Origin of the sequence: Rugamonas aquatica (assembly GCF_009380215.1) — a bacterium.
GTDB lineage: Bacteria > Pseudomonadota > Gammaproteobacteria > Burkholderiales > Burkholderiaceae_D > Rugamonas > Rugamonas aquatica_B.
Genome location: NZ_WHUG01000002.1, coordinates 258222 through 275890, shown reverse-complemented (window position 1 = coordinate 275890; position 17669 = coordinate 258222). Strand labels below are relative to the sequence as shown.

9 protein-coding genes are annotated in these 17669 nt (G+C 62.5%); 5 read left to right on the top strand and 4 right to left on the bottom strand.

Going from position 1 to position 17669, the window contains the following annotated elements:
• Positions 1-25 precede the first annotated feature (25 nt).
• Entirely contained in the window at positions 26-2947 is a 2922-nt protein-coding gene (locus GEV02_RS05480) for a TonB-dependent receptor domain-containing protein (protein ID WP_152836932.1), read from the top strand.
• A 93-nt stretch (positions 2948-3040) separates the two neighbouring features.
• Here GEV02_RS05480 and gap read toward each other — a convergent pair whose 3' ends face one another.
• The gene (gap, locus tag GEV02_RS05475; protein ID WP_008445703.1) at positions 3041-4051 is read right to left on the bottom strand and encodes a type I glyceraldehyde-3-phosphate dehydrogenase; all 1011 of its coding nucleotides are present in this window, start codon (positions 4049-4051) and stop codon (positions 3041-3043) included.
• A 48-nt stretch (positions 4052-4099) separates the two neighbouring features.
• Positions 4100-6094, bottom strand: coding sequence for a transketolase (tkt, locus tag GEV02_RS05470; RefSeq protein ID WP_152836931.1), 1995 nt, complete (start codon positions 6092-6094; stop codon positions 4100-4102).
• A 142-nt stretch (positions 6095-6236) separates the two neighbouring features.
• Between tkt and GEV02_RS05465 the strand changes: the two genes are divergently transcribed.
• The 3 genes from GEV02_RS05465 to GEV02_RS05455 all read left to right on the top strand — a co-directional run bounded on the left by GEV02_RS05465 (position 6237) and on the right by GEV02_RS05455 (position 12135).
• Entirely contained in the window at positions 6237-6965 is a 729-nt protein-coding gene (locus tag GEV02_RS05465) for a 16S rRNA (uracil(1498)-N(3))-methyltransferase (protein ID WP_152836930.1), read from the top strand.
• 489 nt (positions 6966-7454) lie between these two features.
• Positions 7455-10322, top strand: a complete 2868-nt coding sequence (locus GEV02_RS05460) for a TonB-dependent receptor domain-containing protein (protein ID WP_152836929.1) — start codon at positions 7455-7457, stop codon at positions 10320-10322.
• Between the two features lie 166 nt (positions 10323-10488).
• Positions 10489-12135 (top strand): NAD(P)/FAD-dependent oxidoreductase, encoded by a 1647-nt coding sequence (locus GEV02_RS05455; RefSeq protein WP_152836928.1) that lies wholly within the window; start codon positions 10489-10491, stop codon positions 12133-12135.
• Here GEV02_RS05455 and GEV02_RS05450 read toward each other — a convergent pair.
• The gene (locus GEV02_RS05450; protein WP_235922672.1) at positions 12132-13511 is read right to left on the bottom strand and encodes a sensor histidine kinase; all 1380 of its coding nucleotides are present in this window, start codon (positions 13509-13511) and stop codon (positions 12132-12134) included. The genes GEV02_RS05455 and GEV02_RS05450 overlap by 4 nt on opposite strands.
• A gap of 278 nt (positions 13512-13789) precedes the next feature.
• Between GEV02_RS05450 and GEV02_RS05445 the strand changes: the two genes are divergently transcribed.
• Positions 13790-16555 carry a TonB-dependent receptor gene (locus GEV02_RS05445; protein ID WP_152836927.1) on the top strand — a complete coding sequence of 922 codons (2766 nt, stop codon included), beginning with the start codon at positions 13790-13792 and terminating at the stop codon, positions 16553-16555.
• Between the two features lie 81 nt (positions 16556-16636).
• On the opposite strand, the gene corA is transcribed toward GEV02_RS05445, so the two are convergent.
• Complete coding sequence (gene corA, locus GEV02_RS05440; protein WP_152804825.1) at positions 16637-17605, bottom strand: magnesium/cobalt transporter CorA; 969 nt, start codon at positions 17603-17605, stop codon at positions 16637-16639.
• Positions 17606-17669: the final 64 nt, after the last annotated feature.

Here is a 17669-nt window from a genome sequence, read left to right as displayed (position 1 = left end):
CTAATAAAAATTGGAGGAGTAGGCAATGATCAAAGAAACAACGTTATCCCGTTCCGTACGCATGATCTGCGTGGGAGGACTGGCGCTGGGCTTACAGGCCGCCCACGCGCAGGAAGCTGCCGCGGACGGCATACAGAAGGTTCAAATCACGGGTTCCCGCATCTCGGCGCCAGGTGCGGAATCGCCGTCGCCGCTGCAAATCCTGTCGTCGGCCGACATCGCCGCCTCCGGCGCGACCACTCTGCAAGACCTGCTGCAGAAGAACCCGACCATGGGTACGCCTACCCTGAGCCGTACCAACTCGAACTTCGTGACCTCCAGCGCCGGGGTATCCACCGTCAACCTGCGCAACCTGGGCGATTCGCGCACCCTGGTGCTGGTCAACGGCCGCCGCTTCGTATCCGGCGTGCCGGGCGATACCGCGGTCGACCTGAACACCATTCCTACCGACTTCATCGAACGGGTCGAACTGCTGACCGGTGGCGCCTCCGCCACCTACGGTTCGGACGCCGTGGCCGGCGTGGTCAACATCATCCTGAAACGCAATTTCAACGGCCTGCTGTTCGACGCCTCGACCGGCCGCAGCTCGGAAGGCGACGACTTCAAGAAAAAACTGTCGCTGACCTTCGGCACATCCAGCGCCGACGGCGCCAGCAATGTCATGGGCCACTTCGGCTACTCCAAGCAGGGCGCGGTGTTCTCGCGCGACCGCGCCATCTCGGCCAACGACCAGACCTCGAAACTGCCCAAGACCAAGCTGGCCAGCGACGCCTTCATCCCTGTCCCCAACCTGTCGTCGTTCGCGCCGCAGGGCCACTTCACCGGCGACGATGACGACTTCACCTACGACCGCGCCGGCAACATCATTCCGTGGAACGTCAACGGCGGCAACGGCCAGGCCGCGACCGGCTTCAACCGTTCGGCCTTCCGCACCATCGCGATCCCGACCGAGCGCTTCCTGTTCGCCACCAGCGGCAACTACGCGATCAACGACAAGGTCAGCGCCTTCTTCGAAGGTAACTTCGCCTCGTCCAAGACCCGCACCAATACCGAGCCGTTCGGCCTGGGGTCGGACGATATCTACAAAGCCTCGGAAGGCCTGGTGCCGGCCGAGACCATGGTCAACGGCAAGGCGGTGCGCAATCCGCTGGTGCCGCAGTACCTGTACGACCGCATCACCGACAAGGATGGCGACGGCCTGCGCGACTACAGCTTCACGCGCCGCATGTCCGAGGTGGGCAGCCGCACCCAGACCGCCGACCGCGACACCTTCCGCCTGGCGACCGGCCTGAAAGGCAGCGTCGGCGACTGGAACTACGATACCTACATCGCCTACGGCAAGACCAAGGAAGCGCAGAACTCGTCCGGCCAGGTCAATGTGCTGAACTTCCGCAATGCGCTGGAAGCCATCCCCGACGTCAACGACGTCAACCGCAACGGCAGCACCACCGACGCCATCTGCGCCGACGCCAACGCCCGCGCGCTGGGCTGCGTGCCGATCAATCTGTTCGGCTACAACACCGTCAGCCCGGAAGCGTTGAAGTACGTGATCGCGCCCGGCTCGCTGACCACCTCGATCACGCAAAAACTGGCGGGCGGTTCGATCAGCGGCGAGTACTTCGATCTGCCGGCCGGCAAGATCGGCTGGGCGGCCGGCTTCGAATGGCGCGACGAGCAATCGAGCGCGGTGCCCGACCCGCTGACCCAGGCAGGCCTGAACGCCGGCAACGCGCTGCCGCCGACCGAAGGCGGCTACCATGTGCGCGAGTTCTTCATCGAAACCCGCGTGCCGCTGCTGAAAGACCAGCCCTTCGCCAAGTCGCTGGCCTTCAACGGCGCCTTCCGCAACGGCCACTACTCGACCGTCGGCAACACCAACAGCTGGAACGCCGGCCTGGAATGGGCGCCGACCTCGGACATCAAGTTCCGCGCCACCCGCGCCACGTCGACCCGCGCGCCCAATATCAACGAGCTGTACACGGCGCCCAGCCAGACCTTCCCCGACGTGTCCGATCCGTGCGAAGGCGTGACCGCCACCTCGACCGGCAAATACGATGCGGGCTGCCGCGCCAATCCCTACGTCAGCGCCAACATCGCCGCCAACGGCAAGGTCGTGCTGACCCAGCCCGATCTGCAGGGCGTCAGCGGCTACGACAGCGGCAACTCCCGCCTGAAAGCGGAACAAGGACGTTCGACCACCGTCGGCGTGGTGCTGACGCCGCGCTCGATTCCGATGCTGAGCAAGTTCACCTTCACGGCCGACTACTTCAACATCAAGATCTCGGATGCGATCCTGCTGTCCGACCGCCAGTACACGCTGAACCAGTGCTACTCCGGCGACGCCGCCTACTGCAAATACATCACGCGCCGCACCGCCACCGTGGGCGATTCCAGCGTCGGCGCGCTGAAGTATGTCGACAGCCTGTACCTGAACTCCGGCGGCAAAGCCACCGAAGGCGTCGACATCACGGCGTCGTGGTCGGACTACGTCGGCCCTGGCCGCCTGAGCGCGAACATCGCCTACACTTACCTGAAGGACTTCTGGGAGCGTCCGCAGCCGGACGCCGACCGCGACTACAACGTCGGCGAGGTCGGTTTCGCCCGCAACAAGGCCGTCATCAACCTGGCGTACAAATGGAACAAATTCGGCGCCCACATGACCACGTCCTACACGGGTTCCAGCGCGCTGAGCGATCAGTTCCTGCTCACCAACAAGCTGCAGCCGGGTTCCGTCAAAGTCGGTTCCAAGACCTACAATGACTTCCAGTTCACCTATGACGTGGCGAAGAAGATCGAGCTCTACCTGGGTATCGACAATGCCTTCAACGCCAAGCCGGCACCGATCATCAGCGGCCTGCCCGGCAACACCACCGGCACGGAAACCAACGCCAGCGTGTACGATCCTATCGGCCGCCGCTTCTACCTGGGCGTGCGCGGTACGCTGTAATCCCGCCGCAAATGAAAAAAGCCTCTATCTGCACTGAACGCGATCTTGAGCGCGTTCAGGCTGATGGAGGCTTTTTTTTATTGAAGACCGAAATTACTTGGCGGTCATCAGTGCAACGGTGGTGTCCAGCATGCGGTTCGAGAAGCCCCACTCATTGTCGTACCACGACGAAACCTTGACCAGGCGGCCCGACACTTTGGTCAGGGTCGAATCGAAGTTCGACGACGCCGGGTTGTGGTTGAAGTCGATCGACACCAGTGGCTCGGTCTGATAGGTCAGCACTTCTTTCAGCGCGCCTTCAGCGGCGGCCTTCATCAGCGCGTTGACTTCGTCCACGGTCGTGTCGCGCTTGGCGATGAACGACAGGTCGACCAGCGACACGTTGATGGTCGGCACGCGGATCGCGAAACCGTCCAGCTTGCCGTTCAGCTCAGGCAGCACCAGGCCAACCGCGGCGGCAGCGCCGGTCTTGGTCGGGATCATGCTCATGGTGGCCGAACGGGCGCGGCGCAGGTCTTCGTGCATCACGTCCGACAGCACCTGGTCGTTGGTGTAAGCGTGCACGGTGGTCATCAGGCCGGTTTCCACGCCGATGGCGTCGTTCAGCGGCTTGACCAGCGGGGCCAGGCAGTTGGTGGTGCACGAAGCGTTCGAGATCACGGTGTCGGTGGACTTCAGCACGTGCTGGTTGACGCCGTACACGATGGTGGCGTCAACGTCCTTGCCGCCTGGTGCCGAGATGATGACTTTCTTGGCGCCGCCCTTCAAGTGAGCCGAAGCTTTCTCTTTGGTGGTGAAGAAGCCGGTGCACTCCAGCACCACGTCCACGCCCAGCTCGCCCCATGGGATTTCCGCAGGGTTGCGCTGTGCGAACACGCGAATCACGTCGCCATTCACGATCATATTGTCGCCGTCTACCGTCACGGTGCCTGGGAACTTGCCGTGGGCGGTGTCGTAGCGGGTCAGGTGGGCGTTCGACTTGGCATCGCCCAGGTCGTTGATCGCAACGATCTGGATGTCTTGTTTCTTGCCGCCTTCGTAGAAAGCGCGCAGCACATTGCGGCCGATGCGGCCGTAGCCATTGATTGCAACTTTGATCGTCATACTATGCTCCTGATTAGAAAAATAGGTAATGCAACAAGCAATTATAGATTATGCAATGACAGATTTGACTTTCGCCACGACGTTTTCCACCGTGAAGCCGAAGTGCTTGAACAGCACGCCTGCCGGAGCCGATTCACCGAAGGTATCGATGCCGACCACGGCGCCTTCCAGGCCGACGTATTTGTACCAGAAATCGGTCACGCCGGCTTCGATTGCCACGCGCGGCAAGCCTTTGGTCAACACGCTGGCCTTGTAGGCGGCGTCCTGACGGTCAAATACATCGGTCGACGGCATCGACACCACGCGCGCCGCGATGCCTTCCGCGGCCAGCGCGGAAGCGGCGGCCACGGCCAGCTCGACTTCGGAACCGGTGGCGATCAGCGTGACCTTGGCGCCGGCCACTTCGCTCAGCACGTAGCCGCCGCGGGCCACGTCGGCGATCTGCTGGGCGCTGCGTTCCTGGTACGGCAGGTTCTGGCGCGAGAAGATCAGGGTCGAAGGACCATCCTTGCGCTTGACCGCCGCGCCCCAGGCGACCATCGATTCGACGGTGTCGCACGGACGCCAGTTGTCCAGGTTGGGGATCAGGCGCATCGACGAGATGTGCTCGACCGACTGGTGGGTCGGGCCGTCTTCGCCCAGGCCGATCGAATCGTGGGTGAACACGAACAGCGAACGCTGCTTCATCAGCGCGGCCATGCGCAGTGCGTTGCGGCTGTAGTCCGAGAAGGTCAGGAAGGTGGCGCCGAACGGGATGTAGCCGCCGTGCAGGGCGACGCCGTTCATGATCGCCGACATGCCGAATTCGCGCACGCCATAATTGATGTGGTTGCCTGGTTTGCCGGAACGCAGCGCGATGCACTCTTTCCAGTTGGTCAGGTTGGAACCGGTCAGGTCGGCCGAGCCGCCCAGGAATTCCGGCAACACCGGCGCCAGCGCCTGGATGGCGTTCTGGCTGGCCTTGCGGGTGGCGATGTTTTCTTTCTTCTCGACGCAGGCGGCGATGCCGGCGGCCAGAGCGGCGTCGAAGGCCGCTGGCAGGTCGCCCTTCATGCGGCGGGTCAGTTCGGCGGCTTCGGTCGGGAACTGTGCGCTGTAGGCGGCGAAGGTCGCGGCCCAGTCGGCTTCCAGCTTGGCGCCGGCGGACTTGGCGTCCCATGCGGCGTAGACGTCGGCAGGGATTTCGAACGGTGCGGCGCTCCAGCCGATGTATTCGCGTACGGCAGCCACTTCCTTGTCGCCCAGCGCGGCGCCGTGTACCTTGTCGCCGCCTTGCAGGTTAGGCGAACCCTTGCCGATCACGGTCTTGCAGCAGATCAGGGTCGGCTTGTTCGAGGTCTTGGCGGCGGCGATGGCGGCCGACACGGCGGCGACATCGTGGCCGTCGACCGCGCGGATCACGTTCCAGCCGTAGGCTTCGAAACGGGCCGGGGTGTCGTCGGTGAACCAGCCTTCGACCTTGCCGTCGATGGAGATGCCGTTGTCGTCGTACAGCGCGATCAGCTTGTTCAGGCCCAGGGTGCCGGCCAGCGCGCAGACTTCGTGCGAGATGCCTTCCATCAGGCAACCGTCGCCGACGAAGGCGTAGGTGTAGTGGTTGACCACGTCAAAGCCAGGCTTGTTGAACTCGGCAGCCAGCAGGTACTCGGACAGCGCCATGCCGACCGCGTTGGCGATACCCTGGCCCAGCGGGCCGGTGGTGGTTTCCACGCCCGGGGTGATATCGACTTCCGGGTGGCCCGGGGTTTTCGAGTGCATCTGGCGGAAGGACTTGATGTCGTCCATGCTCACCGCGTAGCCGGACAGGTGCAGCAGCGCGTAGTGCAGCATCGAGCCGTGGCCGTTGGACAGCAGGAAGCGGTCGCGGTTCACCCATTTCGGGTTGGCCGGGTTGTGGCTGTAATGGCCACTCCACAGCGCAACGGCGATTTCGGCCATGCCCATCGGCATGCCTGGGTGGCCGGAATTGGCCTTCTGGACGGCGTCCATTGCCAGCGCGCGGATCGCGTTAGCCATTTGGGTGGTTGGGAGCGTAGAAGTCATCGTAGGTCTATCACGAAAGTATGGAAACTGGGGGCAATGGGATGCTGCCTGTCGGTGCTGCTCACTTGCTGAACCCATTATTTTACCAGACCGAGGCGTCCACCATTTAAAATTGCGGAACTCAAACCGACCGGATTCGCGCATGCCCCGCTTTTATCTCTCCCAGCCGCTGGCCATCGGCCAGCTCGTCAGCCTGCCCGAGGCCGTGGCCCGCCACATCCAGGTGCTGCGCCTGGCCCAGGGCGAGCTGGTGACGCTGTTCAACGGCGACGGCGGCGAATACAGCGCCACGCTGAGCGAGATCGGCAAGCGCAGCGTGACCGCCGAGGTCAAGGCGCACAACCCGCGCGATGTCGAGCTGCCCTACGCCGTCACGCTGGCGCAATGCCTGCCCGAGGCCAGCAAGATGGACTGGATCATCGAAAAAGCGATCGAGCTGGGCGCCGGCGGCATCGTGCCGCTGGCGGCGCAGCGCTGCGTGGTGCGGCTGTCGGCCGAGCGCGCGGAAAAGAAACTTTCGCACTGGCAAGGGATCATCGAGTCGGCCTCGGAACAGAGCGGCCGCAACCGCCTGGCCCAGCTCGCCGGCGTGCAGGATTATCAACAGTGGATCGCCCAGCAGGACTTGCACAAACGCATCATCCTGACGCCGCGCGCCGAGCAGTCGCTGGCCCACTGGGCGCGCCATCAGCCGCCGCAGCCGGTGACGCTGGTGGTCGGCCCCGAGGGCGGCCTGAGCGAGGCGGAAGAACAGCTGGCGATCGCCCGCGGCGCGCTGCCGCTGGCGATGGGGCCGCGCATCCTGCGCACCGAGACCGCCGGCCTGGCCGCGCTCGCCATACTGAGCGCCAGCTGGGGCGGCATGGATTAATACGGACGTGCCGTTAAGTCATTTAATTTTGTTTATAAAATGATATTCATGCCCGGCAGGCAAAGATATCGGCCCGGTTTGAATTAACTCTGGCGGGATTACGCAGGGGCCGAAGAATGGATGTGGTTTTTTCGCATCACATTTTAATATGATTTTGATATTACCTGAGTTTATATTTCAAATAAAATACTTGCATTCTGCATGGCCCTGCTGCAGTCCCTGAATTCCCTCTGCTACGGCTTGTTTCGGGCCTCATCCATCCGTTCCGTCAAGCGACATTTACGTTCAAAACACCTCTGCCACCCCACCAAACCGTTGTATTTTCAATACAGCTGTTTGGCTGGCAACAATTTGCTATGTTGACAGGAAATACAGCGTGATGGTCTCATAAGGTGGCTGAAATTCTTTACTATCCGTAATGAACATCTCAGTAACCCGCCCATAAAGCGTAAAAAGCACACATAATTTTCCCGCAGAGGAGTTTGAGCAATGATGAGAGAAACAGTTTTATCGCGTTCGGTACGCCTGATCTTTTCGAGTGGTGTAGCGATCGGCATGGGCCTGGCGGCACAATCGGCCATGGCGCAAGAAGCCGGCAACGAAAACATTCAACGAGTAGAAATCACCGGCTCGTCGATTAAACGTATCGCCAAAGAAGGCGCGTTGCCAGTCCAGGTCATCAGCAGCGCCGACATCGCCAAGAGCGGCGCCAAGAACGTGGAAGACCTGGTCCAGGCATTGCCAGCAATGCAAGGCTACATGACCTCTGCGAACTCGGTCAACGGCGGCGGCGGCGGCGTACAGAACGCGTCGATCCACAGCGTCGGCGCCAGCTACACCCTGGTGCTGTTGAACGGCCGCCGCATGGCGCCGTACACCGCGGGCAGCGCGGTCAACCTGGCCAGCATCCCTCTGGCAGCCGTTGAACGTGTCGAAGTACTGACCGACGGCGCCTCGGCCCTGTACGGCGCCGACGCGATCGCCGGCGTGATCAACTTCGTGCTGAAGAAAAACGCCCAGGACTTCACCGCCGAAGGCACCTACACCTCGCCGGAAAAAGAAGGCGGCCGCAGCGGCAATATCGCCCTGTCCAAAGGCTTCGGCGATCTGGAAAAAGACGGCTTCAACGTGCTGGCCAGCTATAGCCACGACGATCAAAAAGAACTGAACGCTTCGCAGCGCGATTTCGCCAAGACCGGCCTGGTGCGCTTCACCGAAGGCGGCAAGCCATATTCGATGTACCAGCTGGCCATCAACACCACGCCTGCTTCGGTGACGCTGAACTTCAAGGATGCCACCAAGACCCCGCTGACGTTCTCGCCGAATTACATGAAAGACGGCAAGTGCGCACCTAACACCGCCTATATCGGCAGCGACTCCGACAAATCGTGCTGGTTCGACTATTCGGGCACGGTACAACTGATTCCTAAATCGAAGCGCGACAGCCTCTTCCTGTCCGGCCGCGCCAAGATCAACGACGACACCACCGTCTTCGCCGAAGCCGTCGCGTCCAAATTCAGCCAGACCGGCCGCTTCGCGCCGCCAGCCCAAGCCATTGCGCTGCCGCTGGGCGACGCTAAATATGCCGCCAATGTGGCGCCTTACCTGGCGCAGCTGGGCGTGAACCCGGCTGACGTGAAGAAGGCCACGATGAATATGCGCTTCGTCGACGCTGGTGGCCGCGCGGAAGAATATGTTTCCGAGGCACGCCACTTCGCCGGCGGCGTTGAAGGCCGCTTCAAGGACTTCGATTACACCGCATCCTACGTGCATTCGGAGAACACCCGTACCGCCAACTATGCCGGCGGCTTCATGAGCAAGGACAAGTTCAAAACCCTGGCCTTCGATCCGTTCGCACCAGCTGGCGGCGCAGCAGCCGTGCTGGCACCGGCTGTCCTGCATGAGCTCGACACCGAAACCAAGACCAAACTGGACATCCTGAGTGTGCGCGCTTCGGGCGAACTGTACCAACTGCCAGCTGGTCCACTGCAAATCGGCGCCGGCGCCGATATGACCAAGCAGAAGTACGCCTCCCTGCCTAGCTCGATCACCCAAGGCCCTAACCCGCAACAGCCGAACTGGACCGATACCGTGTTCGGTAGCGCCCCGGGTGCACTGCCGATCGAAGGCTCGCGTAAGAGCTGGGGTACGTTCGCCGAGTTCCTGATCCCAGTGATCAAGAACCTGGACGTGACCGCCTCGGTGCGCTACGACAGCTACGACGCTATCCACAGCGACCGCATTTACGATCTGGATTCGAAACTGATCGGTTCCGGCGAACAAGGCAACGACGCGTCGAAAGCAACGTATAAACTGTCGTTCCGCTACAGCCCGGTCAACACCGTGCTGCTGCGCGGTTCCTACGGCACCGGCTTCAAGGTTGCCAATCTGGACGACGTGATTGCTCCGGTCGCGGATGCTGGCGTTACCTCGGCTAAATACAACTGCCCTGTGAAAGCACCGGATCCACGCGCTGCAGACTGCTCCGGCAATACCCAGTACGCGCTGACCTCGGGTGGTAACAACCTGAAAGGCGAAGCCGGCCTGAAACCAGAAGAGTCGAAGCAATACACCCTGGGTATCCGTCTGGATCCGCTGACCGGTCTGTCGCTGGGCTTCGATCTGTGGAACGTCAAAATGACCAACCAGATCACGGCACTGCCAGAAGGCCTGGTATTCAGCAATCCAGCCGCCTTCAACTCGCTGTTCTCGACCGTGTATGACGCCGGCATCGGCGCCAACAAGCTGGTGACCTTCCTGCCTAGCTTCAATATCGGTTCGGCGCGCTACAAAGGTATCGACTGGGATCATTCCTTCCGCACCAAAACTGGCTATGGCAACCTGTCCGTCAACTGGACCGGTACCTATATGCTGAAGTCGGAAGTTGACCTGCCAGATGCTGATGCGAACGGCAACAAAATCACCACCACGGAAAGCAGCCTGGGTCGCTTCGACAGCTTCAACAACGTCACGACCCGCGTGATCAGCCGTATCGCTGTCAGCCTGAAAACTCCAGGCATGTTCACGCATACCCTGACCATGAACTACCGTTCGGGCTACCATGACCAGGTGCGTACTGCTGCCGATGGCTCCATCAAGGCAGTCAATCCTGACGGCACCCTGGGCGCCTTCGTGGGCATGGCACGCGACGTTAAGTCGTATGACACCTACGATTGGCAAACCCGCGCGGAGATCACCAAGAACTACACGGTCACCGCTGGTATCAAAAACCTGCTGGACAAAGATCCATCGTTCTCCAACCGCACCTCCGGTGGCGGTAACCAAGTTGGTTACGACGGTCGTTACAACAGCCCACTGGGCCGCACGTTCTACGTGACCGCTGCTGCCAAGTTCTAAGCCGATCCCCTCCCAGGCCTGCGGGCCTGGGACGATCCCAAGCCGCCGGCTCACCCCGGCGGTTTTTTTTTGCCCGGGCGCTTACGGTAAAATAGCGGTTCGCGGGCCGCACCCGCGCTCCTCCCCGCTAACTACGGGGCCCAGCAATTTTCCGGATCGATCTACCATGTTGCGACTGAATGAAGTAAAACTCCCGCTTAACCATACCGAGGACGAACTGCCGGCCGCCATCCTGGCCCGCCTGGGCATCGCCGCCGACGCCCTGCTCGGCTACACGGTATTCAAACGCAGCTACGACGCCCGCAAGAAAACCGCGATCGTGCTGATCTACTCGCTCGACGTCGACGTCAAGGACGAAGCAGCGCTGCTCAAACGCCTGCACCACGACACCCACCTGATGCCGTCACCCGACACCTCGTACAAATTCGTCGCCCACGGCGAGCAGCTGGCCGGCCACGACCAGAACCCGCGCCCGGTGGTCATCGGCACCGGCCCCTGCGGCCTGTTCGCGGCGCTGATCCTGGCGCAGATGGGCCTGCGTCCCATCATCCTCGAACGCGGCAAGCAAGTGCGCGAGCGCACCGTTGACACCTTCGGCTTCTGGCGCAAGCGCGAGCTGAACCCGGAATCGAACGTGCAGTTCGGCGAAGGCGGCGCCGGCACCTTCTCGGACGGCAAGCTGTACAGCCAGATCAAGGATCCCAAGCACTACGGCCGCAAGGTATTGACCGAGTTCGTCAAGGCCGGCGCGCCGGAGGAAATCATTTACGTCAGCAAGCCGCACATCGGCACCTTCCGCCTGGTGAAGATGGTCGAGCAGATGCGCGCCAACATCGAACAGATGGGCGGCGAATACCGCTTTGAAAACAAGGTGGTCGACATCGAGATCGAGCAAGGCCCGGACGGCGGCCAGGTGCGCGGCCTGACGCTGGAGAGCGGCGAGAAAATCGTCACCAACCACGTGGTGCTGGCGGTCGGCCACAGCGCGCGCGACACCTTCGAGATGCTGCACCAGCGCGGCGTCTACATCGAAGCCAAGCCGTTCTCGATCGGCTTCCGCGTCGAACACCCGCAGTCGCTGATCGACACCTGCCGCTTCGGCCCGAACGCCGGCCATCCTATCCTCGGCGCGGCCGACTACAAGCTGGTGCACCACGCCTCCAACGGCCGCGCGGTCTACAGCTTCTGCATGTGCCCGGGCGGCACGGTGGTGGCGGCCGCGTCCGAGCCGGGCCGCGTCGTCACCAACGGCATGAGCCAGTACTCGCGCAACGAACGCAACGCCAACAGCGCCATCGTGGTCAATATTTCGCCGGAAGTCGACTACCCGGGCCACCCGCTGGCCGGCATCGAATTCCAGCGCCGCCTGGAAGAGAAGGCGTTTGAACTGGGCGGCGGCACCTACAACGCGCCGGGCCAGCTGATGGGCGACTTCGTCGCCGGCCGCGCCTCGACCGAGTTCGGCAGCGTGGTGCCGTCCTACAAGCCGGGCGTGCACCTGACCGACCTGGCGACCATCCTGCCGGAGTTCGCCGTGACCGCGCTGCGCGAAGCCTTCCCGGCCTTCGACAAGCAGGTCAAGGGCTACTTCAAGCACGACGCCGTGCTGACCGGGCTGGAAACGCGCACCTCGTCGCCGATCCGCATCAAGCGCCGCGACGACACGCTGCAAAGTCTGAACACGCGCGGCCTGTTCCCGGCCGGCGAAGGCGCCGGCTATGCGGGCGGCATCCTGTCGGCCGGCGTCGACGGCATCAAGGTGGCCGAGGCCGTGGCCCTGTCGATGGCCGCCGACCAGCAGCCCAAGCCTTAAGCCTGTTCCGGAGCCGGCAGCCGCAGCTTGATGCGGCTGCCGCTCTGGCAAGCCTCGACCGCCGCCTGCCCGCCCATCTGCTGCATGATCGTGTAGACGATGTGCATGCCCAGCCCCGATCCGCCCTGCCCGCGCTTGGTGGTGAAGAAGGGTTCGAACAGGCGCTCCCGCACTTCCTTCGTCATGCCGACACCGTCGTCGGCGAACTCCAGCAACAGCCAGCGCACGCCATCGACCTCCGCCATGCACGCCCCCAGCGTCACCACGCCGGGGCCGCCGTTCGGATACGCGTGCTTGGCGCTGTTCATCAGCAGGTTCGACAGCACCTGCGACCAGCGTCCCGGGTCCAGCCGGACCCGCAACTCCGGCGCGATATCGAGCACCACCGAAATGCCGCTCTTGCGCAAGGCCGGGCCATGCGCCGACACCACGCTCTGCGCGTGCTCCAGCAGCGCCAGCGTGGTCACATGCAGGCTGCCCTGGTCCACCGCCAGCTGCTTGAAGTTGCCGATCAAGTCGGCGGCGCGCAGCAGGTTGCGTTCGACCAGCGAGGCCGCCTCCTGCATGCGCTGGGCCGTCGCCACCAGCTCGGAGCGGCTGACGCGCTCGCCCGACACGCATTTGGCCAGCTCGGCCGCATAACTGCTCAAGGTCGACGCCGCCGTCACCGCCACCCCGATCGGCGTGTTGACCTCGTGCGCCACGCCGGCCACCAGCGCCCCCAGCGCCGCCATTTTTTCCTGCTCGATCAGGATGGTCTGCGCCGCCCGCAAGGCCTCGGTGCGCTGCTGCACCTTGTGCTCCAGCATCTGCTCGCGCTCCTGGTGCTGCAGTTCGGCGGCGCCGCGCGCGGCAAAGATCGACAGCAGCGACAAGGCCAGCAAGCGCTTGTCCTCCGACATCGGCTTGGTGTCGATGGCCGACAGGATGCCCAGCGTGCGGCCCTCGGTATCGATCATCGGCATGCCGATATAGCTTTCCGCCCGCATATCGACCAGCAGCGTGTCCTTGGGGTAGTCGGCCTGGATGCCGCAGGCGTGGAAACACATGCTCTGGTCGGTCACATCCTGGCAGGGCGTGTGCAGCAGGCTGTACTCCATGTTCGGCAGATAGTCGGCGCCGCCCCACACGGCCAGCGTGCGGATGCCTTCCTGCCCATCGGCCATGACGATCACCCGGCCGGCGATCACATAGGTCACGTCCAGCGCCAGCGCCAGGTCGTGCACCAGGATGCGCAGGAAATCGTCGCCGCGCGCCCGCGCGGTCGACGCCGTGATCGAACGCAGCGCCGCTTCGGCCAGCACCCGGCCGCCCTCGGCGCCAAACAACGGGGGTGGTGTCACTTGTTCGGTCAACAACTTGTCATCACTCATCATACCCCTCAGCTCACATGAACATGGTTGAATGTTTGCCGTGCCATTAGCACGATCCAGCTATAAACAACCAAAAACTTTGTATTTTTGTGTAAATAAGTCGTCTTTTTTTGAAATAACCACCAAAAGTGTTGTTTATTTCATTGTTGTTACAGAGCGCTAATTGACCATGCTCAGCCCAAGTGGTCTGATGACCGCCTGAATAATTTTATAGATAGATTATTCATTGTGAAATTTTCAATGACAAAGCATTAAGTCATATCTCGCCAGGAGTTCAAAGCATGATGATGGAAACTGTAATTTCGCGTTCACTGCGCCTGATGTTTTCGGGCGGCGCCGCACTGATCGGTGCAGGCCTGCTGACTCAGCCAGTATTTGCACAGGATACCCCTGTTATACAGCGCGTGGAAATCACCGGCTCGTCGATTAAGCGTGTAGACGCTGAAACGTCGCTGCCGGTACAAGTTGTCACCAAGGCTGACATCGCCCGCACCGGCGCCACCAGCACCGAAGAACTGTTGCAATCGATCTCGGCCTTCTCCTCGGCGGGCGGCACCAGCAACGCCACCGGCGCCGGCACCTCGACCGGCGGCCTGTCGTCGATCTCGCTGCGCGGCCTGGGCTCGGCCCGCACCCTGGTGCTGGTCAACGGCCGCCGCCTGGCGGCGTTCGCCGGCAGCGACGGCGCATCGGTCAACGTCAACGTCATCCCGCTGGCCGCCATCGAGCGCGTCGAAGTGCTGAAAGACGGCGCTTCGGGCCTCTACGGCAGCGACGCGGTGGCCGGCGTGGTCAACTTCATCCTGTCCAAGCAGACCGACGGCGTGGAAATCACCGGCGGCTACGGCTCGCCTGCGCAAAGCGGTGGCGGCCAGAACAGCAAGGCCTCGATCACCGGCGGCTACAACACCGACAAGCTGAACGTGGTTGTTTCCGGTTCCTACGAAAAAGAAAAAGCCCTGTTCGGCCGTGACCGCGACTACGCGGCCACCTCGACCAAGCTGCCTTACTACAACGGCACCGCGACCGGCCTGGGCAACATCCAGGGTTCGTTCACGCCGGGCAAAGGCCCCGACGCCGACTTCAGCTCGGGCGGTTCCGGCTACGGCAACCCGCTGGCCATCGGCGACAAGTGCGGCACCATCAAGATGGGCACGCTGCAAGGCGGCGCCATGGGTTCGCCTTACTGCTACTACGACAGCGGCCCGGACGTCGGCCTGACGCCTGATCGCGAGCTGTTCAACCTGACCGGCAACCTGACCTACCAGATCAACGACAAGCACCAGCTGTTCGCCGACATGCTGTACTCGCAGAGCAAGGTCACGCAGACCTACCAGGCGTCGCCAGCGCGCGCCAGCTTCTTCGAGACCGACGGCGAGTTCGCCAAGCAAGGCGTGGACGCGGCCCTGCTGCTGTTCCCGAACAACCCGGTGTACCAGTCGATCGCCGTGCCTTACCTGCAAAGCCAGGGTTACACCTCGCTGATCGGCAAGCCGCTGTCGATCACCTCGCGCGTGTTCGACTTCGGTCCACGCCAGAACGTCGACACCGCCAAGCAGGCGCGCGTGGTCGTTGGCGCCAAGGGCACCGTCGGCGCGGTCGACTACGAAGTGGCGCTGACCCACAACGAGTCCAAGCTGAACAGCGCCGTGACCACCGGCTACTTCTCGCAAGTGGCCTACGCCAAAGTCATCAACAACAGCAACTGGAACCCGTGGGCGGCTGGCGGCGTGCAAACCGGCGCCCTGGCCGACCAGCTGAAAGGCACGGCCTTCACCGGCGACTTCCTGTCGGCCAAATCGACCAGCGACTCGTTCGACGCCAAGATCATGGGCGAACTCTGGACCATCGCCGGCATCACCCCGCAATACGCGACTGGCGTCCAGTCGCGCAAGGAAAACTACACCACCAGCCCTAGCCTTGCCTACCAGTCGGGCGACATCTCCGGCCTGGGCGGCGCCATCAAGCCTGTCGACCGCGACCGTACCGTGAACTCGGCCTTCGGCGAACTGGTCGTTCCTGTCACGAAGGCGCTGGAACTGACGCTGGGCGCGCGCGACGACCACTACGACGACGTCGGCAACGCCGCCAACTGGAAAGGCAGTGTCCGCTGGCAGCCGATCAAGACCGTGGTGCTGCGCGGCTCCTACGGCACCGGCTTCCGCGCACCGTCGCTGATCGACCTGTGGCAGCCACAGACCCTGGCTACCTCCGAGCAGTTCAACGACCCGGCGACCAAGCAAACCGGCCTGCAAGTCAATGCGCTGTCGGGCGGCAATCCCAACCTGAAGCCTGAGAAGTCGAAGCAGTACTCGTTCGGCGTGGTCTGGCAGCCGGCATCGACCACCAGCATCGGCGTGGACTTCTTCAACATCAACATCCGCGACATCCTGGCGACGCCGTCGGCACAGGAAGTGGTATCGCGCTTCCGCGCCGGCGACCCGGCCTACGCCGGCCTGGTCAAGCTGAACGGCAACGACATCGTCAGCATCACGTCGACGCTGGCCAACACCGGCAACGCCAACGTGCAGGGCCTGGACCTGTTCGCCAACTGGAAGGACAACTTCAGCTTCGGTAAGCTGGAAGCCAACCTGAACGGCACCTACATGGATACCTTCGACCAGACCAGCCCTGGCGGCGACATCTCGCACAAGGTCGGCACCATCGTTGACGGTTCCGGCAACCCGGTGATCGGCGCGCAAAACGGCGGCGTCATCCTGCGCTGGAAACACCAGCTGGCCGGCACCTGGAGCAAAGGTCCATGGTCGACCACCCTGGTGCAGAACTATCGCACCGGCTACCAGGTTGGCCACGACTTGAACGACAACAAAGTGTTCATCGCGTCGGAAGCCACCTACGATGCCAACGTCACCTTCCGCGGCATCAAGAACCTGACGCTGGCGCTGGGCGTGAAGAACCTGTTCGACAAGCAGCCTGGCACGATTGGCACCGCAGTCACCAATCAGTTCCAGTCCGGCTACGACATCAACCAGTACGATCCACGTGGCCGCTTCGTCTACGTGACCGCTGGCTACAAGTTCAAGTAAGCCTTTGCTTTGAAATGAAGACGCACCGTGTGCGCATGCGACGCTCAAGATCGTCGCATGGCCACACGGGCGTTTTTTTTGCTACAGCCAGCCGGCCTTCTTGAAGCGCCGGTGCAGGTACAGGCACACTCCCACCATCACCGACAGCGCGAACGGATAGCCGTACTTCCATTCCAGCTCCGGCATGACCTTGAAGTTCATCCCCCACACACCGGCAAACGCGGTGCAGATCGCGAAGATCGCCGCCCATGCCGCCAACCGCTTGTTCACTTCGCTCTCCTCGATCGCCACCATCGACAGGTTGACCTGGATCGCCGTCGCGATGGTGTCGCGTATCGTGTCGAGCGCGGAACTGATGCGGTGCAAATGGTCGTGCACGTCGCGGAAGTATTCCTGCGTGTCCTGGCACATGGCCGGCACGCGGCCGCCGTGCAAGCGCCCCACCGCTTCCATCAGCGGCGACACCACGTGGCGCACGATCGTCACCTTGCGCTTGAGCTCATACAGACGCTGGATGTTGTCGCGCTGCCGGCCCTGGCTGAAGATCAGCTCTTCGATTTTTTCCAGCTCGGTTTCCAGCATGTCCAGCACCGGGAAGTAGCGGTCCACCACCGCGTCCATCAGCGCATACAGCACGAAGGCCGGGCCCAGGCGCAGCATGTGCGGCTCCTTCTCGGCGCGCGCGCGCACGCCGAGGAAACCCTGCTGGCTGCCGCCGTCGCGCGCCGACAGCACGTAGCTGTCGCCGACGAAGATGTCGACCTCGCCGATGGCGATATCGTTGTCGCGGCATTCGATGGTCTTGACCACCACGAACAGCGAATCGCCATACTCCTCGATCTTGGGCCGCTGGTGGCCGCGCCGCGCATCCTCCACCGCCAGCTCGTGCAGGCCGAATTCCTGCTGCATGATGGACAGCTCGTCCGGCTGGGCGTCGCGCAGCGCGACCCAGACAAAGGTTTCCGGCTTCTCGATGTAGTCGCTGATCTCCTCGACCGGAATGTCCGCCAGCTTCTGGCCGTCCTGATAGGCCACACAATTAATCAACATACTGTTTCCATAAAAAAAAAGCCCTTGGCCTCATCAGCCAAGAGCTTACCTCAAACCGGCGCCG

Excerpts from the sequence above, each read along its gene's own strand:
- GEV02_RS05480 (WP_152836932.1), top strand. The coding sequence starts at position 26 with ATGATCAAAGAAACAACGTTATCCCGTTCCGTACGCATGATCTGCGTG.
- gap (WP_008445703.1), bottom strand. The coding sequence starts at position 4,051 with ATGACGATCAAAGTTGCAATCAATGGCTACGGCCGCATCGGCCGCAAT.
- tkt (WP_152836931.1), bottom strand. The coding sequence starts at position 6,094 with ATGACTTCTACGCTCCCAACCACCCAAATGGCTAACGCGATCCGCGCG.
- GEV02_RS05465 (WP_152836930.1), top strand. The coding sequence starts at position 6,237 with ATGCCCCGCTTTTATCTCTCCCAGCCGCTGGCCATCGGCCAGCTCGTC.
- GEV02_RS05460 (WP_152836929.1), top strand. The coding sequence starts at position 7,455 with ATGATGAGAGAAACAGTTTTATCGCGTTCGGTACGCCTGATCTTTTCG.
- GEV02_RS05455 (WP_152836928.1), top strand. The coding sequence starts at position 10,489 with ATGTTGCGACTGAATGAAGTAAAACTCCCGCTTAACCATACCGAGGAC.
- GEV02_RS05450 (WP_235922672.1), bottom strand. The coding sequence starts at position 13,511 with ATGATGAGTGATGACAAGTTGTTGACCGAACAAGTGACACCACCCCCG.
- GEV02_RS05445 (WP_152836927.1), top strand. The coding sequence starts at position 13,790 with ATGATGATGGAAACTGTAATTTCGCGTTCACTGCGCCTGATGTTTTCG.
- corA (WP_152804825.1), bottom strand. The coding sequence starts at position 17,605 with ATGTTGATTAATTGTGTGGCCTATCAGGACGGCCAGAAGCTGGCGGAC.